Origin of the sequence: Stenotrophomonas nitritireducens (assembly GCF_001700965.1) — a bacterium.
Lineage (GTDB): Bacteria > Pseudomonadota > Gammaproteobacteria > Xanthomonadales > Xanthomonadaceae > Stenotrophomonas > Stenotrophomonas nitritireducens_A.
Map to the genome: position 1 here is coordinate 1,720,941 of NZ_CP016756.1, position 25,841 is coordinate 1,746,781.

At 62.1% G+C, this 25,841-nt stretch carries 17 protein-coding genes and 1 tRNA gene; 9 read left to right on the forward strand and 9 right to left on the reverse strand.

Annotated features, from left to right (window positions below):
• Positions 1-361 precede the first annotated feature (361 nt).
• Entirely contained in the window at positions 362-3,391 is a 3,030-nt protein-coding gene (locus tag BCV67_RS07360; RefSeq protein WP_062167203.1) for a TonB-dependent receptor, read from the forward strand.
• 83 nt (positions 3,392-3,474) lie between these two features.
• On the opposite strand, the gene BCV67_RS07365 is transcribed toward BCV67_RS07360, so the two are convergent.
• Positions 3,475-5,556: a gluconolaconase gene (locus BCV67_RS07365; RefSeq protein WP_062167205.1), complete on the reverse strand. Its 2,082-nt coding sequence runs from the start codon at positions 5,554-5,556 to the stop codon at positions 3,475-3,477.
• 83 nt (positions 5,557-5,639) lie between these two features.
• On the opposite strand from BCV67_RS07365, the gene BCV67_RS07370 reads away from it, so the two are divergent.
• Positions 5,640-6,101 (forward strand): hypothetical protein, encoded by a 462-nt coding sequence (locus tag BCV67_RS07370; RefSeq protein WP_062167207.1) that lies wholly within the window; start codon positions 5,640-5,642, stop codon positions 6,099-6,101.
• Positions 6,102-6,396: 295 nt separating this feature from the next.
• Here BCV67_RS07370 and BCV67_RS07375 read toward each other — a convergent pair whose 3' ends face one another.
• Positions 6,397-7,170, reverse strand: coding sequence for a lytic transglycosylase domain-containing protein (locus BCV67_RS07375; protein WP_062167209.1), 774 nt, complete (start codon positions 7,168-7,170; stop codon positions 6,397-6,399).
• 121 nt (positions 7,171-7,291) lie between these two features.
• Between BCV67_RS07375 and BCV67_RS07380 the strand changes: the two genes are divergently transcribed.
• Positions 7,292-7,600, forward strand: a complete 309-nt coding sequence (locus BCV67_RS07380; protein ID WP_062167211.1) for a hypothetical protein — start codon at positions 7,292-7,294, stop codon at positions 7,598-7,600.
• 165 nt (positions 7,601-7,765) lie between these two features.
• Here BCV67_RS07380 and BCV67_RS07385 read toward each other — a convergent pair whose 3' ends face one another.
• Together BCV67_RS07385 and BCV67_RS07390 are read right to left on the reverse strand one after the other, a co-directional pair.
• A complete protein-coding gene (locus BCV67_RS07385) occupies positions 7,766-8,836 on the reverse strand; it encodes a chitinase (protein ID WP_062167213.1) in 1,071 nt (356 codons plus the stop codon).
• Positions 8,837-9,023: 187 nt separating this feature from the next.
• Positions 9,024-9,980, reverse strand: coding sequence for a hypothetical protein (locus BCV67_RS07390; RefSeq protein WP_062167215.1), 957 nt, complete (start codon positions 9,978-9,980; stop codon positions 9,024-9,026).
• Between the two features lie 184 nt (positions 9,981-10,164).
• On the opposite strand from BCV67_RS07390, the gene BCV67_RS07395 reads away from it, so the two are divergent.
• A complete protein-coding gene (locus BCV67_RS07395; protein ID WP_082746525.1) occupies positions 10,165-11,913 on the forward strand; it encodes an acyl-CoA dehydrogenase family protein in 1,749 nt (582 codons plus the stop codon).
• A gap of 553 nt (positions 11,914-12,466) precedes the next feature.
• On the opposite strand, the gene BCV67_RS07400 is transcribed toward BCV67_RS07395, so the two are convergent.
• Complete coding sequence (locus BCV67_RS07400) at positions 12,467-13,960, reverse strand: SulP family inorganic anion transporter (RefSeq protein WP_062167219.1); 1,494 nt, start codon at positions 13,958-13,960, stop codon at positions 12,467-12,469.
• Between the two features lie 302 nt (positions 13,961-14,262).
• Between BCV67_RS07400 and BCV67_RS07405 the strand changes: the two genes are divergently transcribed.
• The 4 genes from BCV67_RS07405 to BCV67_RS07420 all read left to right on the forward strand — a co-directional run bounded on the left by BCV67_RS07405 (position 14,263) and on the right by BCV67_RS07420 (position 17,516).
• Positions 14,263-15,105: a class I SAM-dependent methyltransferase gene (locus BCV67_RS07405; RefSeq protein ID WP_062167223.1), complete on the forward strand. Its 843-nt coding sequence runs from the start codon at positions 14,263-14,265 to the stop codon at positions 15,103-15,105.
• Between the two features lie 180 nt (positions 15,106-15,285).
• Positions 15,286-15,927: a CDGSH iron-sulfur domain-containing protein gene (locus tag BCV67_RS07410; RefSeq protein ID WP_062167227.1), complete on the forward strand. Its 642-nt coding sequence runs from the start codon at positions 15,286-15,288 to the stop codon at positions 15,925-15,927.
• Between the two features lie 30 nt (positions 15,928-15,957).
• A complete protein-coding gene (locus BCV67_RS07415; protein ID WP_062167230.1) occupies positions 15,958-16,254 on the forward strand; it encodes a hypothetical protein in 297 nt (98 codons plus the stop codon).
• Positions 16,255-16,385: 131 nt separating this feature from the next.
• Entirely contained in the window at positions 16,386-17,516 is a 1,131-nt protein-coding gene (locus BCV67_RS07420; protein ID WP_062167232.1) for an alpha/beta fold hydrolase, read from the forward strand.
• A gap of 102 nt (positions 17,517-17,618) precedes the next feature.
• Here the strand turns inward: BCV67_RS07420 and BCV67_RS07425 are convergent, their stop codons facing one another.
• Complete coding sequence (locus BCV67_RS07425) at positions 17,619-18,944, reverse strand: serine hydrolase domain-containing protein (RefSeq protein WP_197430078.1); 1,326 nt, start codon at positions 18,942-18,944, stop codon at positions 17,619-17,621.
• A 622-nt stretch (positions 18,945-19,566) separates the two neighbouring features.
• Here BCV67_RS07425 and BCV67_RS07430 point away from each other — a divergent pair.
• Complete coding sequence (locus BCV67_RS07430; RefSeq protein ID WP_065868071.1) at positions 19,567-22,554, forward strand: TonB-dependent receptor; 2,988 nt, start codon at positions 19,567-19,569, stop codon at positions 22,552-22,554.
• A gap of 521 nt (positions 22,555-23,075) precedes the next feature.
• Here BCV67_RS07430 and BCV67_RS07435 read toward each other — a convergent pair.
• From BCV67_RS07435 to dtd, 3 genes are all read right to left on the reverse strand, one after another.
• Positions 23,076-23,151, reverse strand: a tRNA-Ile gene (locus BCV67_RS07435).
• Between the two features lie 245 nt (positions 23,152-23,396).
• A complete protein-coding gene (rpoD, locus tag BCV67_RS07440) occupies positions 23,397-25,244 on the reverse strand; it encodes an RNA polymerase sigma factor RpoD (RefSeq protein ID WP_062167238.1) in 1,848 nt (615 codons plus the stop codon).
• A 93-nt stretch (positions 25,245-25,337) separates the two neighbouring features.
• Positions 25,338-25,778, reverse strand: coding sequence for a D-aminoacyl-tRNA deacylase (dtd, locus tag BCV67_RS07445; protein ID WP_062171511.1), 441 nt, complete (start codon positions 25,776-25,778; stop codon positions 25,338-25,340).
• Between the last annotated feature and the right edge of the window lie 63 nt (positions 25,779-25,841).

A 25,841-nucleotide genomic window follows, 5' to 3' on the forward strand; every position in this document is an offset into this window, starting at 1 on the left:
ACCACGGCAAGCGACTGAATGTCGTGAGGGGAATTCACCAAATCGGCGAGCTTTGTTTGTTGAACACCCATGTACGTCTCTGAAGCGTAGACGACCCCGGACCTCGGCCGGGGTCTTTTTTTTGCAAAAAATTCATCGACCACTCAAGAGAGCAAGTGAGACTATTGAATATGAACAGGACAAAACTCTCATATACATTAATTTCACCTTTAAAAATCAATCGCTTGAAATTAGTTTCACCTGATATTGCAAAATGCTCACTAGTGAAATTAATATTTCGTTCAGCTGTACCCGAAAATTTCATTCCAGTGCAGCGTGGTTGCAACAACAGCTTGCTAAATCAATGAACCAAGGAAATTTGATGACCCGCAGCACACAAATCACCCGGCTCAAGCGCACCGCGCTGGCCATCGTCCTTACCTCGGTCATCGGCGCCGCCGCTGCCCAGAGCACCACTGGCTCCCTGTTCGGCAACGCCCCATCCGCCGCCGGCGCCACCATCACCGTCCAGAATGAATCCGGCCTCAAGCGCAGCGTTGCGGTGGATTCGAATGGCCGCTACAACCTCGGCTCATTGCCGGTTGGCAAGTACTCGATCAGCCTGGAGCGCGATGGCCAGGTCCTGGACAAGCGCGAAAACGTGCAGCTGCGCGTCGGCGCGGGTACCGAAGTGTCCTTCGGCGGCGAAGGTGCCACCACTCTGGATGCGGTGACCGTCACTGCCGCCAACATGCCCAAGATCGACGTCAGCAGCACCGTTTCCAAGTCGGTCATCACCTCCGAGCAGCTCGATGTGCTGCCGCTGGGTCGCAGTGCTGAAGCCATCGCATTGTTGGCACCGGGCGTCGTTGCTGGCAGCGGACAGTTCAGCAATGGTTCGCGCTCTGTGCTGTCGTTCGGCGGCTCCAGCGTCACCGAGAACGCCTACTATCTCAACGGCTTCAATGCGTCCAATCCACTGAGCAACATGGGCGGCGTGAGCCTGCCGTATGGCGCAATCGACCAGCAGGAAACCTACACCGGTGGCTACAGCTCCCGGTACGGCCGTTCCACCGGTGGCGTTATCAACCAGCTCGGCAAGCGCGGTACCAACGACTGGCACTTCGGCGCACAGGTGACCTGGGCGCCGGACAGCTTGGCCGCTTCCCCGCGTGACATCAATTTCCCGGACATCGATCTGCCGGACGGCTACAAGTACAGCAATGCGACCCGGCCGGGCACCATCTATCGCTCGCGCGATGGGGACACTGCCACCCGCACAACCTACAGCGGTTATGTCAGCGGCCCGCTGATCGAAGACCGTCTGTTTATCAACCTCGCAGCCGAGGCTGACAAGACCGAAGGTGTATCAACGGCAAACCGTATCGCTTCGCAGGTGGTTCGTAACCACTACAGCTACACGGCACCGAAGTTCTACGGCAAGATCGACTGGAACATCAACGACAGCAACACGTTGGAATACACCCGCGTCCAGAACACGGACCGCCAGTCGGGTTACTACAACAAGTTTGACTACGCCACCTTGCAGGAAGGCGGTCGCGCAGGAACCTACGCCGATACCGAAAAGCTGAAGAATGAGTTCGATATCTTCAAGTACACCGGCTACCTCACCGACGACCTGACCCTCAGCGCCGTATGGGGTCGCAGCAAGGAAACCAACCTGCTGAGCAACCCGCTGGACTCCAACAATCCTTACCTCAGCGGCGTTGGCAACCAGAACACCGGCGTTACCGGTGGTCAGCTGATCCGCAACGACCAGGCGGGCCTATATACCAAGGCTGATGATGCTGGCAGCAAGACCCGCGGCCTGCGCGTGGACCTGGAGTACCGTCTCGGCGACCACGAGCTGACTGCCGGTATCGACAACATGTACTACAACGCGCATAACGAAGGCCAGCACGTCACCGGCCCCGGCTATGCATGGATCTACGGAAAATCTGCTGCTCCGGCATCGCCGATCGATCCGGAAGCGGGTGTCGGTGCCCCCGGCGGCAACGGCTACTACGTTTCCAAGTACATCTTCTCAACCACCACCAGCATGGCTGTCAAGCAGAAGGCTTACTACCTAGAAGATCGCTGGCAGGTCACGCCGAACTGGTTGCTGACGCTTGGCGTACGCAATGACAAGTTCACCAACTACAACAGTGCTGCCGTTGCCTACGTGGAAAGCGGTGACCAGTGGGCTCCCCGCTTGGGCGCCACCTGGGACGTGTTCGGTGACTCCTCACTGAAGGTGTTCGCCAACCTGGGCCGCTACTACCTGGCCTTGCCGAACAGTGTTGCCATCCGCGGCGCCTCGGCCTCGACCTTCACCTATGAGTATTTCAACTACACCGGTATCGATGCCAACGGCAATCCGACCGGTCTGACCGCACTTGGCCCGGGCCCGGTGTCCTCCAACGGTGAATACGGCCAGACTCCGGATCCGGCATCCGTCGCTCCCACCGACCTGAAATCGCAGTATCAGGATGAACTGATCCTGGGCTTCGAGAAGACCATCGGCCAGTCGTGGAACAGCGGTGCCAAGGTCACCTATCGTCGTCTGCAGTCGGCCATCGACGATATCTGTGATCCGGACCGCATGTTCGAGAAGCTGCAGTCGATGAACATCGACACCTCGAACCTCGATGTGCCGCATTGCACGATCTTCAACCCGGGCAAGACCAACACGTTCCTGGCAAAGCACCTGGATGGTTCGGGCTACACCCCGTTCCAGATGAGTGGCAGCGACTGGGGCTTCGGCGGCAACAAGGCCAAGCGCGACTATGTTGCGATCGATCTGTTCCTGGAACACCCACTGTCCAACAACTGGTACGGCCGCGTGGACTACACCTGGTCGCGTAACTTCGGCAATACCGAAGGCCAGGTGAAGTCGGATATCGGCCAGGACGATGTGTCCAAGACGCAGGACTGGGACGGCTCGTACCTGATGGAATACGCCGGTGGCTACTTGGCCAACGATCGTCGCCACCAGCTGAAGGGTTACGGCGCCTACCAGTTCAACGACGAATGGACCGCGTCGGCGACCCTGCGCATCATGTCGGGTATGCCGAAGAACTGCTTGGGCTACTACGGCGCCAATGAAGGCGATCCGATGAGCTACAAGACCGCTTACCACTACTGCGCCGGTCAGCCGTCGCGTCCGGGTGATGCGGGCCGCCAGCCATGGACCAAGCGTGTGGACCTGGGTGTGATGTACCGCCCGGCTTTCGCCGACCACAAGCTGGCCTTCAGCCTGGATGTGTTCAATGTGTTCAACGAGTTGAAGGCTGTTCAGTCGGACTCGAAGTTCAACTCCGACGCTCGTTACACCGTGTCCAACACCTATGGCATTGGCACGTACTACACCGCACCGCGTTCGATGCGTCTGTCAGCTTCGTACGACTTCTGATCTGAACCACCGCAACAACGCAATCTCTCTGTAATAGCGAAGTACTTGAAACCCCGGCCCAGCGCCGGGGTTTTTTTTATCCGTCACTGCAGCAGCAACTGCAGCTCACGTGCTGCCACCGCCTCATTGCCGCTGAAATCCTTCGCACTGATCCGGATCGTGTAATTGCCCGGCTGCAGCTCAGCCAGCTGCAGCGCACCGCCGGCCAGCAGCCCGTCACGCACGGTATTGGTCAGTACGTAACGGAAGCGGGTACTGCTGCTGCCGTGCACGGTGATGCCGCTGTCGGCGGCATAAGCCTGCTTCACCGCTTCGCGCTGCGGCGGCATGCGGTTGAAGATGATGTTGGTGCGCGGTTGCTCGTAGCCGGGCAGCGCGCGGCCATTGGCATCCAGGATCTGATAGCCCAAGCTGTAGAGCCCAAGCCGGCGTCGCGGCAGGTTGTTGTCGACCTGATCCCAGGCTTCCACCACCAGTTGCAGGCCGGCAGCATCGCGCGGCACGCGCAGGCGTCCATCCGCTTTTTCGGCCAGGCGTTGATTGTCAGCGTCGAGCACGGCGATGTCGTCGATCTTCGGCGCAACATGGTCGGCATAGTTCGAGAAACCAAGACGCACGGCATTGCGCTCATAGCCGGACGGTCCCACCGCCAGGTGCACATGCGCCTGGTTGTTGATGCTGCCCAGCGCATCGCCGGGCTGGAAGCGGGTGCCACGGCGCACGCGCACACGATCAAGCTGGCCGTTGTCGTCGTACACCAATTGCATGCGCGTCGGGTCCAGCGCACGGTTGGATGCATCGCGGCCAACCTTCATGTGGATGTAATCAAGCTTGTCCAGCGACAAGCCTTCGGCCTGCCCGCCCAGGGTCCAGGTCGAGGCCGGGCTGCTGACCTTGCCACTGACAATCGCCAGCACCGTCTGGCCGACGTCACCGCGCACATCGAAACCACTGTGCAGATGGTGCCGGCTCTCACCGCTGAAGTTGCCACGCACCTCCCCCAAGGTGCCGGTCACCTCATGCCAACCCGACTGCGGTGCCAGCGGCCAGCGGCCCTGGTTTGCGGGTAGGGGGTTTTCCGTCGATGGCCCCAGCTGCGGCACCACCTCCGGCATATTCGCCGTGCGCGGCACCAGATGATGGATGCGATAGGCATCGGCATCGCTCAACAGCAGGCTGCCATCAGGCGCCAGTGCCAGCCCGGCCGGGCGCGCAAAACGCAGGGCATCGTTGCCGGCCACGGCGACGATATGGCCGTGTGGTGACAGCTGCACCACGCGCCCAGTCTGCCGCTCGCCCACATAGACCACGTCGTCGTGGGTGATGGCCAGCGTCATCGGCCCCCACAACACACGCTCGGCGTTGGGCATGCCGACGCGGGTGCTGACCATGCCGTTGCCGTCAATGCTGCGCAGCGCATTGTTCTGCAGGTCGGCAATCCAGAGATTGCCGTGGCCGTCGAACTTCAGATCGGTAGGCGTATCGAAGCGTGCCTGCGCGCCGGGGCCATCTTCCCAGCCTGGCTGCGCGCCGCCGGCCAAGGTGGTGACCGTACCATCGCTGGCAATCACACGGATGCGATCATTCCAGGTATCGGCAACATAGACCCGGCCATCGGCCGCTACTGCCACCCCCATCGGCCCGTTGAAGCGCGCCTGCGCGGCAGTGCCATCGGCAAAACCGGGGCTGCCATTGCCGGCCAGCGTGCTGACCAGCCCCTGTGCGCTGATCTTGCGGATGGCGTGGTTGCCGGTGTCGGCGACATAAAGGTTGCCCTGCGCGTCCAAGGCAATGCCCGAGGGCGTATTGAACCTGGCCGCACTGCCCTGGCCATCGGCAAGGCCTTCAACACCGCCCGCCAGCAGCTGGAAGCGGCCATCCAGGCCGCGATACAGGATGCGGTTGTTGTCGCCGGCATCGGCGACGAACAGCACGCCACCACCCATCACCAGCCCCCAGGGATCACTGAAGCGGGTCTGCGCGGCGGTGCCGGCAGCGTTGCCCGCCACCCCGTCACCACCAAGCAGATCGATCCGCGCCTGCCAGCCCAGCGGCGTCGCCGGCGGCGCCGCAGGCGCGGGCGCTTCGGGCGCCCACAGGAAGCTGGCGCCCAAGGCGGCAGCGGTGACGCCGATGACGGCCATTACCCAATGTTTGCGATCCATGTACACCCAACCAACTGCGGACCCGGCACGATAGACGCTCACGGCCCGCGGCGGAACCGCCGAAAGCCCTGTTGGAGAACCGTATGCACCTGTATCTGCAAGAAGACCTGATCCGGCTGCAGGCCGGGCAAACCACCGACATCAGCCTGCCGCTGTCGCTGTCATCGCTGCTGCAGGCGGGCCTGCAGCACTTTCCGCCGACGGAGCGGGCGCTGGAGGAGGCCATCGCCAGTGCCGAAGACGCACTGATGCCCTGGATTCCTGCCCTGCGCCAGGACTCGCTGGAGGTATTGGAATGTGCCGATGCGGCGCTTGCGCCCTTGCCGGGTGTGCTGGGATACCCGCAACAGCCAATCTGGGAGTTGGATATTGAAGAAGTGGAACGGGCGTTCAACCAACTGGCGCAGGTAGCGGCCGGGATGCCAGCCAAGTCCTTGGGGCTGCCGGAGCGGGCGGATTTCGTTGCAGCGTTGGTGGTGGTGCGCGAGCTGATGCATCACGTGGGGTGGCAGCAGTTGCGCTTGCTTGAGGCTGGGGCGGATTGAGGTTGGAAGTTGGGGTTTGGGGAAATGCAGAAGCAAACGCCAAGGCCAGAGCCAGAGCACCCCTCCCCAACCCTCCCCTTCGCCTACGGCGAAAGGGAGGGGGCTCAAGCCAAAGCCAAAGCCAAAACCAAAGCCAAAGCCAAAGCCAAAGCATCAGCACTGCACCATCCGCCCCCCTCCCTTGCGCGAAGCGCAGGGGAGGGCTGGGGAGGGGTGCTCTGGCTCTGGCTCTGGCTCTAGTTCCAGCTTCGGTTCCAACTGCGAAGCCCCTCCATCCAAACCCCCAACAACCAAACTACAACGCCGGCCTTTCCGGCCCCGTTCCCATCGCCTCTCGGTACCGGCCGTACAACGCCAATACCTTGTCCACGTACTGCCGCGTCTCCGCGTACGGCGGCACGCCGCCATAACGTGCAACCACCCCGATGCCTGCGTTATAGGCTGCAGCAGCCAGGGTCCGGTCACCGTTGTAACGGCGCAGCAGCGATTTCATGTAACGCGCGCCGCCGTTGATGGACTGGGCGGGCGACAACGGATCGCTTACGCCGTATTCGCTCGCCGTTTCCGGCATCAGCTGCATCACGCCCTGTGCGCCCTTGGGTGACACTGCTTTCTCATCGAACGCACTCTCCGCGTGGGCCACGGCCCGCAGCCAGGCATCATCCACGCCAGTGGCCTTGGCAGCAGCACGGAACTGCGGTGCGTGACGATTCAACTGCGGCGTGCCTACCCGGCCCAATCCTGCATGCGCTGGCTCACCCGGTGGCGTAGCCACGGTGAAACGCAGGTAGGGAGTTGAACCCGGTAGGTTGCGGGTGGAATAAACCGGCTTGCCGTCCTGCTCGCGCTCGTAGAGAGTTCCGCTGAATACCCCAAAGTTGCCCCATAGATTAGGCGTCTGCACGGCATTGTCGTCGAGTTCGATGGCCTTGCAGACGGAGCCCGGTTCTGGAGCCGTAGCCATGCTCACTGTGGCTTTCTGCACGCAGCGGTACACCGTGCGCGCCTGCAAAGGCCCGCACAGCCCGTACATCAGCAGCAACAGCAAAAGCGCAGCCGCGCGCGGCATGGCCGGATCCCATCAACAGAAGGAGCACGATGCTGAGCCTGCATGCTTGAACGGCAGGTGATGAAAAATGCGCCAATCGCGCCCAGAATGAACAGCCGCTTTCCAACCCTGTGCCAAGCCCATGACCGTACCCCTGCTAGGCTTCGACAACCCGCAGTTCCATACCGGCCGCAACACCAGCGTACGGCGCGGCGCGCGTTGGCATGGGGTAGCGCAGGCCTGCATCGCCTTGGGTGAAGGGCGCCAACTGGGCCCCCTGCCCCTGCAGACCGAACTGCGCAGTTTCGACGCCCTGGAAGAGGCGGATCTGTGCGACGAACATGACCCTGCATGCCGTAGCCCGGCAGGGCTGTTGGCGGTAATGCAGCGCCTGTATCCCGGTTTCCGCCATGACGAACTGGTCACCCTGGTGCACTTCCGGCTGGAATGAGTCCGCTGGCTGCACGGGTGCGTGATCACCGGTCTGTTGGTGGCGGCTCACCTGCGCGACCTCCCCCTGGATTGGAGCAAGGCCGGGCATCGGATGAGGGGGAGCCTGTGCCTGTTGTTCCGGCAACTACCGGAAACCACCAGGCGCACAAGCTCCCCGCTGCAATCAGCGCGTCCGTGCTGCGCGCAGATGCTGGCCTACCGGCTCGGAAAACGCGCGACCGTCGGCCACATCCCAGTTGATCGACCAGGTCATCACGCCTCGGAAATCCGGGTGCGGCCGGGCCGGCTTCAGCTCATCGCACTGGGTGGCCGTGGTCAGGCAATCGAAGGCGCGGTTTATGTCCGCTGGTGTCGCATAACCGTTGCCGGCAGCGCGCAGGCCCGACGGCAACGCCAGCGCAACCTGGTCCGCACGCAGCCCGGCAAACCGTCCCTTGCCGCCGGCCAGATCAAAGCCTTCGATCAGCATCTTGGCCGAGCCCACCATCATGTCGACGCTGCCACCCGGGTACTTCTCGGCGCGGTAGGGCGTGGGCAGGCCGCCATTGTTGTAGAGCTGCACGTGCAGCAGGTCCAGCTCGTCGCGCAGGCCATCGATCAGGGGCAGGTAGGCTCCCCAGATACCGTCCATCGATACCAGCCCACCCTGCACATAAGGATGCTCCGGTGCCATCGACACATACAGGTTCGGGTACATCTCATGCAGCCGCTTCACTGCGGATACCAGGTGCGGGATGACCGGCGCGCCATGCACAACGCCTGCGATTTTCTCCAGGTCGACATCGATGCCGTCGAAGCCGAAGGTGTTGATCGCCTCGGCGGTAGTGCGCACGAAGTTGTCTTCATCGCGCTGCGTGTTCAAGGTCACCGTGCCCAGCTCGCCGCCGAAGGAGAGCACCACGATCTTGCCCTGTGCACGTTTGGCGGCAATGTCTGCAATCAACTGCGTGCGATCCAGCGCCGGATCCGGGTTGAACGCCACCTTGCCCTCGCCCATGTCATCGGCGAAGGCCAGCACGATCACATCCCAACTGTCATCCACCTTGGCGACCGGCAGCAGCCCCTGGCCATTGTCGAAATTGTGCAGATAGCCCACCAGCGCATGTCTGGGCAACGGATGGCTGTGCCCGGGCGCGACACCCACGCCGCCCGCCGCAGCGGGCTTGGACGTTGCCTGGCAACCGAATGTGGAAACAAGCACCAACGCGGAGAACAACAGACTGATCGACTTCATCACAACCCCAGAATGGAAGACGCCCGATTCTAGGCATGCATTTCCCGCAAAAAGCCATTGAAAGACAACAACTTAGGAAAGTCGTCCTGGTTTGTCCCGGTTTGTCCACTGGGTGACATTCAACCCGATCGGCGGGCACCGGCAATGGCGGCGGCAAGGCCCGCCTCTGGCCTGCGTTGACCCGCGCTCAAGTGCACGTTTTCATGCGCCGCTCGGCATCCCAGAGCGCACGCCGCGCAAGGTCGTAGGCACTATCGGCCGCACTGGGCAGGCTGTGCTCGGCCTCCACAGGATCGGCACCGTTGTTGTAGCGGTACTCCACGCGCTGCAGGGCGTCCATGTGCTGCTGCGCGATACCGAGCCAACGTCGGCGCTGCTCACCATTGCAACGTGGATAGCGTTGCTCCAACGCGCCGATAGCGAGGCGGATGCGACGGCTGGCCCCGCCCCTCATGTCCGGCGCCTTCTCGTAGCGGATGGGCGCGGCCTTGTAGGCATCGCCGGTGGCCTCACTGCCCAGATCGGACGGGCGCTCATGCAGGCCGGGGTTGAACGCAACATCCGGCGGACGCCGCGCCTGTGCCGGCTGGATGTCCCGCCCATGGATCAAGCGCGCGCCCATTTCGCCCAGCGTCGGCGGCTTTTTCTTGTCTTCGAACATGCCCGAGACCATCTTCTCCAACGGCCGTTCCCCCACGCCGGTGGCCAATTCATCGCGGTGTTGGAACACCTGCTGCGCGGCATCCTTCTGTGCCGGCACCGTGCCACTCGGTGGCACCGCCAGGCTGCCATCCCGACCATAGAGCCGTTGCGACCATGCGGCTTGGGCAGCTGCGGGTGCAGTTGGCGCTGCAGAGGGCGCGGCGCTGACGCGCGCTTGGTTCGCCGGCAGCGGCGTATCGGCATGTGACGGCACCACCAGTGCTGGCGCGGCAGCCGGCATCGGCACTGTTTGCGGTTGGGGCGGCGCCGCAGGCATGGCCGCCGGCAGCACCCAGCGCAGCTCGACCCCTGCCTGTTCCGTCACCGGATTGGGCGCCGGCAGCTGCAACATCAGCCGCGCCATCCCCGCCATGAAAGCCACGGCGATCACGCCCGCAGTCAGGCGGATCCATAGCGGTTCGGCGGAACGGTCAGAACGCATGCAACTCCATCACCAACACGACGCAGAGCGGCAACCGGCCCTGTCACGGTACAAATGCACAGTGCAGTGACCGACAAGAGCACAACGAGTTCCACGATTGTGCCTTGCGGATGTGTGAACCTGCGGCAAGAGTGGGCCATCATTCAACAAAGGGCGGCATCGTCCGCACCCCAAGGAGCCGTACGTGAATACCGTTGCAGCGCAGAACCTGGATGAAAGCATCGCCAAACAGCTGTTCTTCGGCCATATCGCCGAGGATGTGCTGTTCCCCTATCCGCAGATCCGCGAACGTGACCGCGAGATGCTGGGCGCGATGACGGACGCCATTGACCAGTTCCTGGCCGACAAGACCGCCGATCTGCGGCAGTACGACCGCGACGCCGAGCAGCCGCCGGAGTTCATCCAGGCGTTGCGGGACATGGGCCTGTTCGGACTGATCATCCCCGAGGAATACGGCGGGCTGGAGCTGTCCAATGGCGCCTATGCGCGGGTGCTGGGCCAGACCAGCAGCCATGACAGCTCGGTGTCGCTGACCATCGGCGCGCACAGTTCCATCGGCATGAAAGGCCTGCTGTTGTTCGGCAACGATGAGCAGAAGCAGCGTTACCTGCCCAAGCTTGCCAGCGGCGAGATGATTGCCGCGTTCTGCCTGACCGAAGCCGGCGCCGGCTCCGATGCCGCGGCCATCCGCACCAAGGCGCAACGCAACGACGACGGCAGCTGGACCCTGAGCGGCGAGAAGATCTGGATCACCAACGGCGGCATCGCCGATTTCTATACGGTGTTCGCGCGTACCGACACGCCGGAAGGCAAGGTCACCGCCTTTATCGTCGAGGCCGGCTGGGACGGCGTCAGCCACGGCCCGCACGAAGACAAGATGGGCATCCGTGCTTCCTCCACCACCACCGTTGCCTTCAACGACGTGCGCGTGCCGGCGGCCAATGTGCTGGGCCCGGTAGGCAAAGGCTTCAAGGTGGCGATGAACATCCTCAACAGCGGCCGCACCGGCCTGGGCGGTGGCGCGGTCGGCGGCATGCGTGCGCTGATCCGCATGGCCTGCGCACAGGCCAGCGAGCGCAAGCAGTTCGGCCAGCCGATCGCCGAGTTCGGCCTGGTGCGCGAGAAGATCGCGCAGATGACTGCCGACTGCTTCGCCGCCGAGAGCACGGTGTGGATGGTGGCGCATCTGATCGACAGCGGCCGCACCGACTATTCGGTGGAAGCGGCGATGAGCAAGATCTTCGCCAGCGAGGCGGTGCAGCGCAGCTGCTACGAAGCTTTGCAGATTGCCGCCGGCAACGGCTTCATGCGCGAGCTGCCGTACGAGCAGATGACCCGCGATACCCGCATCCTGTCGATCTTCGAGGGCACCAACGAGATCCTGCGCCTGTACGTGGCGCTCAATGGGTTGAAGGGCGTGGGCGCAACGCTGAGCGAACTACAGAGCGCGGTGGGCGGCATCTTCAACGACCCGATCAAGGGTTTCGGTGTACTCAGCGACTACGCCGGCCGCCGTGTGCGCGAAGCCACCGGCTACGGCACCGGCCGCATCCGCGCGCCGCTCAACGACGCGCTGCGGCCACTGGCGCGCCTGTGCGAGAAGTACACGGTGGAACTGTCCAAGGCATCAGACCAGCTGCTGCGCAAGCATGGCAAGAAGATCGCCGACCAGCAGCATGCGCAGAAGCGCGTGGCCGATATCGCCATCGATCTGTTTGTCGGGCTGTGTGTGCTGTCACGGGTGGAGAGCCTGCTGCAGGCCAAGCATCCGGCAGCAGAGGATGCGGTGAAGATCGCGCGGCTGTTCGCACGCCAGGCCCGTCGCCGCATGGCGCGCAATGTGCGTGGCCTGGAGCGCAATGAAGACGAGATCGTCGAATCGCTGGCGGCATCGGTACTGGAGCGCGGCGGCTACGCCTGGGACGTGATGTAACCCAGCTTGTTGTAGGAGCGGCGTAAGCCGCGAAGGCAATGTACTGTCCGTTGCTGGGACCACTGCAATTGCAGATTCCGCAACAACCGGCAGCAGCATCAGCTTCGCGGCTGATGCCGCTCCCACAAGGCAACCCAACCACCCGCCGGTTGTAGGAGCGGCGTGAGCCGCGAAGCCACCGCGCTGTCCGACGGGAAGCGATTGTGCAATTGCGCGTTCCCCGGCCACAGCCAGCAGCATCAGCTTCGCGGCTGATGCCGCTCCCACAAGGCAACCCAGCCACCCGCCGGTTGTAGCAGCGGCGTGAGCCGCGAAGCCACTGCACTGTCCGACGGGAGCGATTGTGCAATTGCGCGTTCCCCGGCCACAGCCAGCAGCATCAGCTTCGCGGCTTACGCCGCTCCTACACAGGCACGGCAGCCATCCGGCAATTGTGGGAGCGGTGTAAACCGCGAAGCTCGCGCGCTGTCCGTTGCGGAAACCACTGCAATTGCAGATCCCCCGGCGGCCGGCGGCAGCATCAGCTTCGCGGCTGATGCCGCTCCTACAAGCGTTACGCTGGCGCATCCTCGACAGCCAGTTCGCCCTCACGCAGCACGCGCCGCAGCAGCGCGCGCCCTTGTCTATCCAGGCCCAGTACGCGCGGCTTGATGCCATGGTGGCGATAACGGCTGACCACCTTCTCCAGCGCCGCCACCGCGGTGATATCCCACAGCTGTGCCGCTGACAGATCAATCACCACCGCACGCCCCTGCACCAGGCGCGGATCGAAAGCATCAATGAAGGCATCGGCCGAGGCAAAGAACACCTGCCCGCTCACCGCATAGCGGACGCTGCCATCGGCCAGGTCCTGCTGCTCGATACGCAGCAGACGCGCCACCTTCAGCGCAAAGAACACACCGCTCAACAACACGCCGACGCCGACACCCGCCGCAAGGTTGTGCGTCCCCAAGGTCACAGCCACCGTCGCCAGCATCACCACGCCGGACAGGCGCGGATGCCGCACCAGCGCGCCCAGGCTGCGCCAGTCAAACGTGGACACACTGACCATCACCATGATCGCCACCAGCGCGATCACCGGCACCTGCCCAACCCAGGGTTTCAGCAGCACCATCAGCACCAGCAGGAACACGCCGGCAAACAGCGTCGACAGCCTTCCGCGGCCACCGTATTTCACGTTGCCCACGGTCTGCCCGATCATGCCGCAGCCGGCAATGCCGCCGAACAGGCTGGCGGCGATATTGGCCACGCCCAGACCGGTGCATTCGCGGTTCTTGGAGCTGGGTGTGTCGGTGAGTTCGTCCACCACACGCGCCGTCATCATCGACTCCAGCAAGCCCACCATCGCAATGGCCAGGGCCGGCATCGCGATGATGCGCAGGGTTTCCAGATCAAACGGCAAGGACGGCAAGCCCATCCATTGCGGCAACGCCTCCGGCAGCTTGCCCAGGTCATTCACGGTAGGAAGGTCCAACTTCAACCACGCAGCCAATACACTCAGCACCACGATGCAGATCAGGGGCGAGGGAATCGCCCGCACAGCGGGCAGCGGCAGGCGCGGCAAGCCGTAGATCACCAACAGGCCCAAGGCCAGCATTGCCCAGGTGGCGGTGGTGGCACCGTGCAGCTGCGGCAGCTGCGCGGCGAAGATCAGGATCGCCAGCGCGTTGACGAAGCCGGTGCGCACCGAGCTGCTGACAAAGCGCATCAACACGCCCAACCGCAGCACGCCGAACAGGATCTGGATCACGCCGGCCAACAGGCCTGCGGCAAACAGATAGGGAAGGCCATGCGCGCTGATCAGCGGTGCTGCCACCAAAGCCACCGAGCCGGCCGCCGCGGTGATCATCGCCGGCCGGCCGCCGAACACCGCGATCACGATGCTCAGCACGAAAGACGCGAACAAACCCACCTGCGGGTCCACCCCGGCCACGAACGAGAACGCGATGACCTCGGGGATCAGCGCAAAGGTGGCCACGGCGCCGGCCAACATTTCACGCAGGGGATGAGCGCGCCACTGCGCCAGTTCAGAATGCAGGAAGGACATACGGGCTGGCCGCTGGCGCCGGCCGATTGGGCGGCGGAGCACGCGGAATCGAAGGGAGGGGCGCGAATTATGCCTCCTTGGGTTACCGGGCGCTGCTTGAGGCGGCGTTCCCGGCAAAAAGCCTGAACGTCCAAAGCTACCTCTCCCCGGCCCTCCCCGCGCTTGCGGCAAAGGGAGGGAGTTCTGCCCCCTCCCTTTTGCGAAGCAAAGGGACGCGCTGGGGAGGCGGGCTCTTCGCCAGGAACAAAACCCCAAACCCCTCCCTGCGGTAGCATTCCCTCCCCCGTATCACCGCCATTCCCATGCCCCACTACACCGGCCCCCTGCTGACCCGCCCCCTGCTCGAACAGCTGCAAAGCGCTCTGAAGCAAGGCAGCAGCGAAGCAAGCGCCTCGCTCGACCTGGGCCGCAGCCAGCAAACAGTCAGCCTCAGCGCTGATGGCTGGCAGTACCGTGGCCAGCACTACCCGTGGCCGGCCAAGCTCAAGGACCGCACCATCTACTACTGGGATGGCGATGAATTCAGCGCTGCCTCGCGCTTTGGCAGCGGCCTGTACAAGCTGGTGCCCACCGACTGGGGCATCCCCACCTTCGAGATCGACGGCATCAAGATGCTGGTCAGCGCGCAGATCTCGCCGCTAGACGATGCCCACCGCAAGGTGGCACTGGTGGAGCCACGCGGCAAGCAGCTGCTCGATACCTGCGGCGGCATGGGTTACTTCGCCGCCTGCTGCCTGGATGAAGGCGTCGCCAGCATCCGTTCCTTCGAAAAGAGCCCCGAAGTCCTTTGGCTGCGCACCCTCAACCCGTGGTCACCGGATCCCGATGGTGAACATGCAGGTGGTCGCCTGCAGCTGACCCAAGGCGATATCTCCAAAGAAATCGAAGGCATCGCCGATGCATCGATGGATGCGGTGTTGCACGATCCGCCGCGCTTCGGCATTGCCGGCGAGCTGTACTCGCAGGTGTTCTACGATCAACTGGCGCGCGTGCTGCGCAAGGGCGGCCGCCTGTTCCATTACACCGGCGCGCCGAACAAGCTCACCAGCGGCCGCGATGTACCGCGCGAAGTCGCCACCCGCCTGCAGAAGGCAGGCTTCAAGGCCGAGCTGGCCCTGGATGGGGTACTGGCCGTACGCCGCTAGCAGGCAGCTTGTGGGAGCGGCGTGAGCCGCGAAGCTCACACACCTACAGAACACCAGGTCAACGGCAATCTCATTGCCCGCTCGCTTCGCGGCTCACGCCGCTCCCACAAACAACACCGGCATACGCCCCGCCTTAACGTCCCGCGCGCGACACTGTGCCTTCAGAAGCGGAGGCAGCCCATGGCAACCGAAACCGTACGCGGCAGAACCGTCACCATTCATTTCGATGGCGAACGCTGCATCCACTCGCGCAACTGCGTGCTCAGCCACCCGGACGTGTTCGTGCCCAATGTGGTCGGCGAGTGGATCCACCCCGATGCGGTGGCACCGGAAGAAGTGGAACTGATCGCGCGCAACTGCCCCTCCGGCGCCATCCGCTACGAATACAACGACGGCAGCCACGCCGAGCCCGCTCCAGTGGTGAACCTGGTGCATATCCGCGAGAACGGCCCGCTCGCATTCACCGCACCGCTGCTCATTGCCGGCAAGGATGAAGGCATGCGCGCCACTCTGTGCCGCTGCGGCGAATCGCACAGAAAACCCTTCTGCGACCACCGGCACGTCGACTGTGGTTTTACCGCCAGCGGCGAGCCAGCGGAAAAGAAATCCGACCCTTTGCCGCAACGTGATGGCCCGCTGCAGGTCAACCCGACCAGGAACGGCCCGCTGCACGTCATCGGCAACCTTGAAGTGGTCAGCGGCACCGGCCGCACCATCGACCGCGTCACCGAGACCTGGTTGTGCCGCTGCGGTCATTCCAACAACAAGCCCTTCTGCGATGGCAGCCACCGAAAAGTGGGCTTCCAGGCCGAAGGCGAATAACCGTCCCCTCACGTCCGCAAGGAGATTTACATGGCAAACCTCGAACTCCGCCTCACCGCCGACGACGGCGTCGCCCAGGCCATGCTCGACATGCTCAAGGGCATGGACGATGTGGATTCAGCCGAAGACATCACCGAACCCGCGTTCGCCGCTGATGACGAGGACAGCAGCTCGGCAGGCCTGAGCGACAACGAAGGCCCGGGCTCCTATCTGATCCAGGTGGAAACCCTCAACGACGAAAGCTTGGCACGCGTGCTGGACGCCGCGCAGGCCCTGGCGGAAAGACTGGGTGCGGTACTGGAGATCGAATCCGATTCGCAGGACTGAGGTGAGCGACCCGCGGCCACGGTAGAGATATGCGACAGCTGCAGCCAATGCTGTAAATTTGTCGGAGGTGTCGTTGCGGCGCGCACATGACATGCTTCATCCCTGCAACTGACACCGAGCCGGGGAAACCGATGAAGCTGCTGCCGTTGTTCCTGTTCTGCATTGCCGTTGGCGCCTGCTCCGGCGCAAGCGCCGCCGTGCCCGAAGCGCCCGTGCCGCGTGATCGGGCACAGGCCACTGCGATCGTGGCGGACATGCGCCGCGTGGTTGCCGACAACGGCATCGAGCGCCTGGAGAAGGTCCGCATTGGCGGGATTGATCAATGGGTATCGATCCGCGGCAACGATGCCCGCAACCCGGTTTTACTGATGCTGCATGGTGGGCCGGGCTGGGTCGCCATGCCAACCAGCTGGTATTTCCAGCGCGGCTGGGAGGAGTACTTCACCGTCGTGCAGTGGGACCAGCGCGGCGCGGGCAAGACCTTTGCGAGCAACGACCCAGTGCAGCTGGCCCCCACCATGACCCGCGAGCGCATGGTTGCCGATTCACTGGAAATGGTGGCATGGCTGCGCCATGAATTCGGTAAGCAGAAGATCTTCGTGCTCGGCCATTCCTGGGGCAGCTATCTGGGCCTGGAAGTTGCCAAGCAGCGCCCGCAGTGGCTGCATGCCTATATCGGCATGGGCCAGATATCCAACGCCCCGGAGAGCGAACGGCGCGGCTGGGCATGGACCATGCAACAGGCGCAACGCGACCACAACGCGCAGGCCATCGCCGAGCTTCAGGCGATAGCACCCTATGCCCAGGGCAACGCACCTGTTGCATTGGATGCCCTGTTCAAGCAGCGACGCTGGTTGAACCACTATGGCGGCATGGTCCACAACCGCCGCGGCGGTGACGCCGAGGCCGCAGCCTTTGCGCTGTCACCCGAGTATGCCGACGCGGATATAGCCGCAGCCTGGAAGGGCAACGAGTTTTCCATGCAGCACCTGCTCGCGGATGTGCTGACCCTCAACATGAGCAGCACCCGCCAGCTCAAGACGCCGCTGTTCCTGTTCCTGGGCCGGCACGATTACAACGTGTCCTCCAAACTGGCGGCCGAATGGTTCGCCAGCGTGGATGCGCCGCAGAAGAAACTGATCTGGTTTGAACAGTCCGCGCATGAAGTGATGAATGAAGAGCCGGGAAAGACCTTGCTGAGCCTGGTGCAGGAGGTACGGCCCATCGCAGAAGCGGCCGGCGATGGCGTCTTTGAGAACTGAACCAGATGGCCGCGCGGCAACGGCAACAATCGCGCCCCAATTCCAGTAGTAGCGGGTCCATCGAAGATGGACACAATACTGCGGGTGCATACCCGCACTCGATCAAAGATCGTACGAAAGAAGATCGTACCCAGTCGCCGCGCGCACCACCCGCCGGTGCACGAACGAACCGCTGCCGCCATTGGTCAACACCACGATGCCCCGCCCCCGCTGCGCATCGCCAATGGCGAAATTCTTGAAGATGCCGCTGTTGCTACCCGAGTGATAGAACATCGGGCCGTCGCGGGTCTGCTCGGTATTCCAACCCAGGCCTTTCTCGGTCCATCGCCCCGGCAAGCTGATCTGCGGCGTCAGCATGGCCCGTCGCGCACTCTCACTGATCTCCCATGCCGCAGCTTGCCGGCCCGCCATCATCAAGCTCAGGAACGTCGCATAGTCCTGCACCGTCGTGCGCAGACTGGCGGCGGCGTTGGCGAGGATGTCACCCGGCCAAGTCACCAAGCCTGGCGGCGATGCGGCCTGTACCTCCGGTAGCGCACGCTCGGCATCTTCATACTTCCATGCAGACAGCGGCTTTCCCCAGCGCTCGGCGACGCGTTGAGCTGCGTTCCATTGTTCACGCAGCACCTGCGGCGGCACGCCGGCATCAATGCGATCGTGTGCGGGATGACCAAACACGGAGCGCTCCGCCAGATCCATATTCCAGGTGTAGCTGCTGTTCTTCATCCCGGCAGGACCAAACAGATAGGCCTGCATCGACTCATCCAGACTCTGGCCGGTGAGCGTTTCAACAACCAGCTGCAACCAGACGAATGCCTCACCGGAATAGTTGATGCGCGTACCGGGCTTCACCATCGGCACCAGCTTCTCGGTGGCGGGTGACTTGCGCCAATCGGGTAACCCCGTCGTATGCCGCAATACGTCGCGCGCGGTGATCAGTGCCACCCATGGATGATCGCCAAGGTAATCAGGGCGCCGATACCGAACCAGCGGAACATCCAGATCGATCCGCCCCTGTCCCACCAGCTGCATCACCAGATAGGCGAACACGGGCTTGCTGAGCGAGGCGTCCTCGAACACCGTGCGCGCATCAACAGGTCTGCCGGTCTGTACCTCGGCCAAACCAAAACCTCTACTCCATGCCACAGCACCGTCTTCAACCACGGCGATGCCCACGCCAGGAACCGCAAAGGCCTGCATGATCCGAGGCAACTCGGCGAGAAATGTATCGTCAGGAATCCAGGAACCGCTGTCGGTGTTTTTACACGACGCAGCCAATGCTCGGGTTGAAGGCAACGCGGCGAGAATCCCCAAGGTGGCGGACTGCGCGATGAAGCGGCGACGACCTGGAACCGTGCGTATGGACATTGCCAGCAGTCTCCCTTGCGGAGGGCTCAGCTTAGCCGGTGTTCTATAAGTCGTGATCAAAAAGTTTCGGCATTGATATCACCCGGCCAACACCGACATCACACATGCCCCATCCATAAGCCACCAGGTACAACTGCGTCACCCCACTGCAAGCAACTCCCCACGACTCAACGCCACGTGGAGCCGAGGGATTCAGGCCCCTCGATTGCCGGCCAAACCCACCCGCAAACTTTGCAGGAAACCGACTGCCCCGCAGCGGCATCCGCCCCACGTAGAAAGCAGATTCATCAAGGACGGAAGCCAGGTGTAGAAGCGCTGGACCCACACCGATGCATCTATCTGTACGCGCATCGAATGCCGCGAGAAGCACATGCCGGCAGCTGTGCTGTGCCTCAAACTCGATGTCAGAAAGATAGGGCCTTGCTACGACTGATGGCATCGTCTCATCGCGGTCGTCGAGCATGCAATGAAGAGATCAAGAATAGAATTTTTTTTCATGCATCTCCCAATTTCATTATGTCAGCGATTCTGTAGCTGAGTTCATAACTTATGTCAGTGACCACTGCTGAACCGTCAACTACAGTTCGAGCGCTTCGTGGAAGTTGGATACATCAGCAACCAAAGTTCCGTCTTCCGTTCATCCTCGGGCGAAGCGCATTCCTAAGCAGTAGAGAGAACAGCGATGACGACAGTAAAGGTACTGGCCCGTTCCGGGCTTACGGTTGCCCTGATGAGTGCTGTATTGAGTTTCGGTGCACACGCACAATCCACATCCGGCGCCATCAGCGGCAGCGCCGACGCTGGAAGCACCATCGTTATTGAAAGTACATCGGGCCTTTCGCGCACCGTGGTGGTCGACGAAAATGGGCGTTATAACGTGGGTAGCCTGCCGGTTGGCGCCTATACGGTGAAGCAGATCAAGGGTGGCGCTACCGTTGGCACCCGCAGTATCACCGTTGCGGTTTCATCCACCGCGGATGCTTCATTCAACGCCACGACGCTTTCTACTGTCGAAGTGGTGGGCACGCGAATGCAGCCCATCGACGTGACCCAGGTCGATTCACGCATGGTCATCACGGCCGAACAGTTGGCCAAGCTGCCGATCGCGCGTAGCGCCGATGCCATCGCACAATTGGCTCCTGGCGTCATTCAAGGGTCCAACGACTTCGTCAATGCATCCAACGGTCAGCGACTGTCCTCCTTCGGCGGCGCGTCTGTCTCTGAGAACGCTTACTACATCAATGGCATGAACGTCACCGATCCGCTGAAAGGTTTCGGCGGCATTGAATTGCCTTATGGCTCCATTGAGCAGCAGGAAGTGTTGACCGGCGGCTATGGCGCTGCGTACGGGCGCACCACCGGTGGCGTCATCAACCAGATTGGTAAGCGCGGTACGAATGAGTGGAAGTTCGGAGGACAGCTGCAGTGGACCCCTGAATGGGGCAAGAGTGATCCGCGCAACACTTACTATTCGGATGCGCTACCAGGCAAACTCGGCAGCCATGATCTGTACCAGTACCGCGAGGACAACGTAGGTTGGACGAAGGTAGAAAGTGCCTACGTCGGTGGTCCGATCATCAAGGACAAACTGTATTTCTTTGCTTCGGCGGAAGGCGCCCGGACAGAGGATCAGCTGGTAGGTGTAAAGTCATCCGCATCACAAGTCTCCGAACGCACGTTCAAGGACCCGAAGTGGTACGCCAAGGTTGACTGGAACATCACCAACGACCACGTGCTTGAACTCACTGGAGCGTCAACACAACACAAGTTCTCTGGCCAGAACTACCGCTACAACTACAACACGTTCAACCGCGGTGACTACCTCAGCGACGCGACCGCGTCGGAGACGAAGGCGGTGATGTGGATCGCCAAGTACACGGGCTATCTAACGGATAACCTGACGGTCAATGCCCAGTATGGCGAACAGAAGACGGACCTGGAGTCCGATCCGGACAACAAGTTCTCCAACCTGATACCCGTCAGTGGCAGCGTCAATCAGAACCCGGCTTTGAACGGCGGAACTCCCATCACCAATGCCAACAAGCTGGCGCAGATATCCGATCCCAGGCATCAGACGTTTGGCGCAAACTACCGTTTCGATGTGACCTATCAACTGGGCGGTCACGCGATCACCGCAGGCATCGACAACCAGCGGACCGAAGACCGCAACGACAGCACCATCATGGCGCCGGACGCCGGTTACATGTGGCTCTACGGCCGCAAGCCGAACGCGATGACGCCCATCAGCGAAGGGGGAGTGGGCGCTCCCGGCAACTATCCCGGCGGCGAGACCGGCTACTACGTTTCCAAGTACATCCAGGAAACCCGCGCCTCGGTCAAAGTCATGCAGCGCGCCCAGTACATAGAGGACAACTGGCAGGTAAACGACCGCTGGCTGGTCAAGCTCGGCCTGCGCAACGACCAGTTCATCAATTACAACCCGGAGGGCAAGGCTTACATCAGGCAGACCAAGCCGCAGTGGGCGCCGCGACTGGGCTTCGCTTGGGATGTCAATGGCGACAGCACATTCAAGGTCTACGGTAACGCTGGACGCTACTACCTCGCACTGCCGACCTCACTGGCTGCACGCGGCGCCGCAGGTTCCATCTATACCAACGAGTACTACACCTACACGGGCATCGATGCGAACGGCAACCCGACCGGCCTGACCGCAATCGACACAATCAACGGCCCGGGCGCGCCGTACTCGGCCAATCGCGAATACGGTCAATCGCCGGATCCGAAGACGGTTACGGCGAAGAACCTGAAGGCCCAATCGCAGGATGAGTACATCGTGGGCTTTGACAAGGTCTTCAACGAGAACTGGAACTACGGCGCCAAGCTGACATACCGCAAGTTGAACAACGCCATCGACGATACCTGCTACATCGACAAATTCGAAGAAATGGCTGCTGCTCAAGGTATCGATACTACCGGTCTACGCGGTTGCTATTTCTTCAACCCCGGTAGTGCCGCGGTGTTCAACCTGCCCAATGCTCAGGGCGGCTACACCGAGCTGGCCATCACCAACGCAGACTTCGGTTATTCAAAGGTAAAGCGCACCTATACGGCATTGGATGTCTATGTCGAACACCCGTTCGACGGCAGGCTGTGGGGGCGCGTGACTTACACCTACGCCCACAGTCGCGGCAACACCGAAGGCCAGGTGAAGTCCGACATCGGCCAAAGTGACATCTCGGCTACGCAGGACTGGGACTACCCATCCCTGATGGAATATGCCGGTGGCCACCTTCCGAATGATCGTACCCACCAGCTCAAGGCGATGGGCATGTGGCAGATCAACCCGCAATGGAGCATCAGCAGTACGTTGCAGGTCATGAGCGGGACGCCGAACTCCTGCCAGGGCGCATATGGTCCGGATGAAACCTCTCCGGCCTACGCGGGCAACTACTACCATTGGTGCGGTGGCAAGCCGGCCAAGATGGGCGACGCCGGTGAAACGCCCTGGATCAAGAATCTCAACCTCAGTGCCGAGTACCGTCCATCCTTCGCGGACGGAAAACTGGCCTTCACTGTTGACATGCTGAATGCTTTGAACGAGCAGAAGGCTACCCGTCTGGAGCCGGACTACGGCCCCGGCATCTATCGCCAGGTCCTGTCCTGGCAGGCTCCGCGCAGCATGCGCCTGGGCGTGACCTACGACTTCTGATGCAACCGCGGTGAACAGAAGGGGGCGCCAATCAATGCGCCCCTTTTCTGTGTTGCTCCATGATCCATCGCAGGCAAGAGTGGCAAGCACCAGCGCCCGCCCCGAGCGCTGAAGATGATGACTCAAGATGCGGCCTATGCCGCCACATCAACCGCACGACCTGAGCACAAAACGTTTGCTCTCCACTGCTTCGATCCAATGCCTACCACCGCAAAGAAATCGCGGGTTTCGATCCGTGCGCGTTGCAGAGCGATTTCTATCGAACGTTTTTCCATGCCGTTTGCCGTTGCCATGAGCTGGCCGTAGATGGGATTAGCCAAGCCCCTGACTGATCAGCAACGGTATTTTTCCAAGAGATTTACCTCGGGCATCTGCTTCAATCAGAAGAAAACAGAGCCAAGCAATTGCTTCCACGCTATGCGCAGTGGACGGAGCTGATTGATTGATCGCGGAATTTTCCCGCGAATTCTTCAACGCCCCTGCTCCAACCCGACAAAAACAGAGCTAAGCGATTGATTTCATGGTGGGCCCACCAGGATTCGAACCTGGAACCAAAGGATTATGAGTCCTCTGCTCTAACCGTTGAGCTATAGGCCCGTAGCGACGACACAGTGTAGTGGAGCCGGCTGCGTGCGACTACTTCCCTGTGTCTGCTTTTGATGTGCGCGTGTTGCGCGCTGCACCGCACGACTGCAGGGCCGCCACACCGGCTCCGCAACGCGCCGCAGAACGCCTGTGCCGCTCTGTGCCCCCACCAATACACACACCAAAGAAAAACCCCGCCTGGCCGGGGTTTCTCCTTGCCGGCACTTACGCGCCAGCCGTCAGCTGCAAACCAGCGATCACTCGATGTCGAGGAAGCTGCGCAGCTGCTCCGAACGGCTCGGGTGACGCAGCTTGCGCAGCGCCTTGGCCTCGATCTGGCGGATGCGCTCGCGGGTCACGTCGAACTGCTTGCCCACTTCTTCCAGCGTGTGATCGGTGTTCATGTCGATGCCGAAGCGCATGCGCAGCACCTTGGCTTCCCTCGGGGTGAGGCCAGCCAGCACGTCACGCACGGTTTCCGACAAGTTGATGTTGGTGGTGTTCTCGATCGGGGACTCCACATTGGTGTCCTCGATGAAGTCGCCCAGATGCGAGTCCTCGTCGTCGCCGATCGGGGTTTCCATCGAGATCGGCTCCTTGGCGATCTTCATCACCTTGCGGATCTTGTCTTCCGGCATGTCCATTTCCTTGGCCAGCTCCTCCGGCGTGGCCTCGCGGCCGTACTGCTGGAGCATCTGGCGGGAAATGCGGTTCAACTTGTTGATCGTCTCGATCATGTGCACCGGAATACGGATGGTGCGGGCCTGGTCGGCGATCGAACGGGTGATCGCCTGACGGATCCACCAGGTGGCATAGGTCGAGAACTTGTAACCGCGGCGGTATTCAAACTTGTCCACGGCCTTCATCAGGCCGATGTTGCCCTCCTGGATCAGGTCCAGGAACTGCAGGCCGCGGTTGGTGTACTTCTTGGCGATGGAGATGACCAGGCGCAGGTTGGCCTCGACCATTTCCTTCTTGGCCTTGCGGGCCTTGGCTTCGCCGTAGGCCATGACGCGGCTGATTTCCTTCAGCTCGTCCAGGCTCAGCTGGGTGTTCTTTTCCAGGTCGATGGTGGCCTGCTGCTCGGACACGATCTGGTCCTTGACGTCACGCAGGGCCGACGACCACTTCTGCTTACGCTTGATAGCGTCTTCCACCCACTCCAGATTCGTCTGGTTGCCTTCCCACGAGCGGATGAAATCCTTACGCGGCATACGGGCGGTGATGGTGGCCAGGTGCAGCACGCGGCGCTCCTGTGCCTTGACCTGGCCCATGGTCTCGCGCAGCAGGCGGACCAGCACGTCGGTCAGCGGCAGCGGCAGCTTCAGGGTCACGAAGGTGGCCGAGATTTCCTCGCGCAGCTTGGTCTGGGCCTTGGTGTCACCCTTGGCGTGGGCCTTCTTGAACTTGGCAAGGTCGCTGGCCAGCTGCTCCATGCGGTTGGCGACTTCGACCGGATCCGGACCGGTCGGGCCGGCCTCTTCCTCGACGTCGTCGCCGTCAGCGTCTTCGTCGCCGTCTTCGGCAGCGTCATCGCTGGTGTCTTCGGCAACGGCCGGAGCCGGCGCCTCTTCCACCAGGTCGTTGAAGCCGACGATCACTTCGGCCAGGCGCTTCTTGCCTTCCTTGTGCAGTTCGTAATCGGCCAGTACCGATTCAACGGCCAGCGGGAAGGTGCCCAGTGCAGCCTGCACCTGGCCCAGGCCTTCTTCGATACGCTTGGCGATGGCGATTTCGCCTTCGCGGGTCAGCAGCTCGACGGTACCCATTTCGCGCATGTACATGCGCACCGGGTCGGTGGTGCGGCCACCTTCGGTGTCGAGTGCGGTAAGTGCGGCAGCAGCTTCTTCGGCCGCGGTATCATCGACTTCACGGTTGCCGGTGTTGCCGTCGCTGAGCATCAGCGTGTCGGCGTCGGGGGCAACTTCATGGACATCGATGCCCATGCCGGTGATCAGGCCGATGATGTCTTCGATCTGCTCCGGGTCGACCATGTCGTCGGGCAGATGGTCATTAACTTCGGCGTAGGTCAGGTAGCCCTGTTCCAGGCCCTTGCTGATCAGAAGCTTGATGTCGTTTTGCTGGGCAGGACGTTCGTTGGCCATGTAATGCTCGCGCCACCGGCGATTGTGAAGATGGGAACCTAGCATTATACCAGCGCAGCATAACGCTTGCCGGGGCGGTGGGTTCACGGCGCGTCATGGTCTGAGCAGAAAGGTTACAGGCCCGTCGTTGATCAGGCTGACAACCATATGGGCGCCAAAGCGGCCGGTTTCCACCCCTGCGGCGTGTTTTTCCGTGCAGATCGCCACCAGCCGATTGAAAAGCCGTTCAGCCTCGGCCGGCGGCGCGGCACTGGTGAAGCTGGGCCGCATGCCTGAACGGGTGTCGGCAGCCAGGGTGAACTGGCTCACCAGCAGCAGCCCGCCGCCGGTATCGCGCAAAGAACGGTTCATCTTGCCGGCATCGTCGGCGAAAACCCGATAACCCAGCAGCCTGTCGGCCATCCGAGGCAGCATCGCCTCATCGTCACCTGGCTCCACCCCGACCAGCGCCAGCAGGCCCGGGCCGATCTGCCCTACCACCGCATCGTCGACAGTGATCGAGGCTTGGGCAACACGTTGGATCAGGCAAAGCATGGACAGCTCCTGCAGGCGGGCCGGGCACCATAGCACCGGGCGCCAGCGGCTAAACTTGGGGGA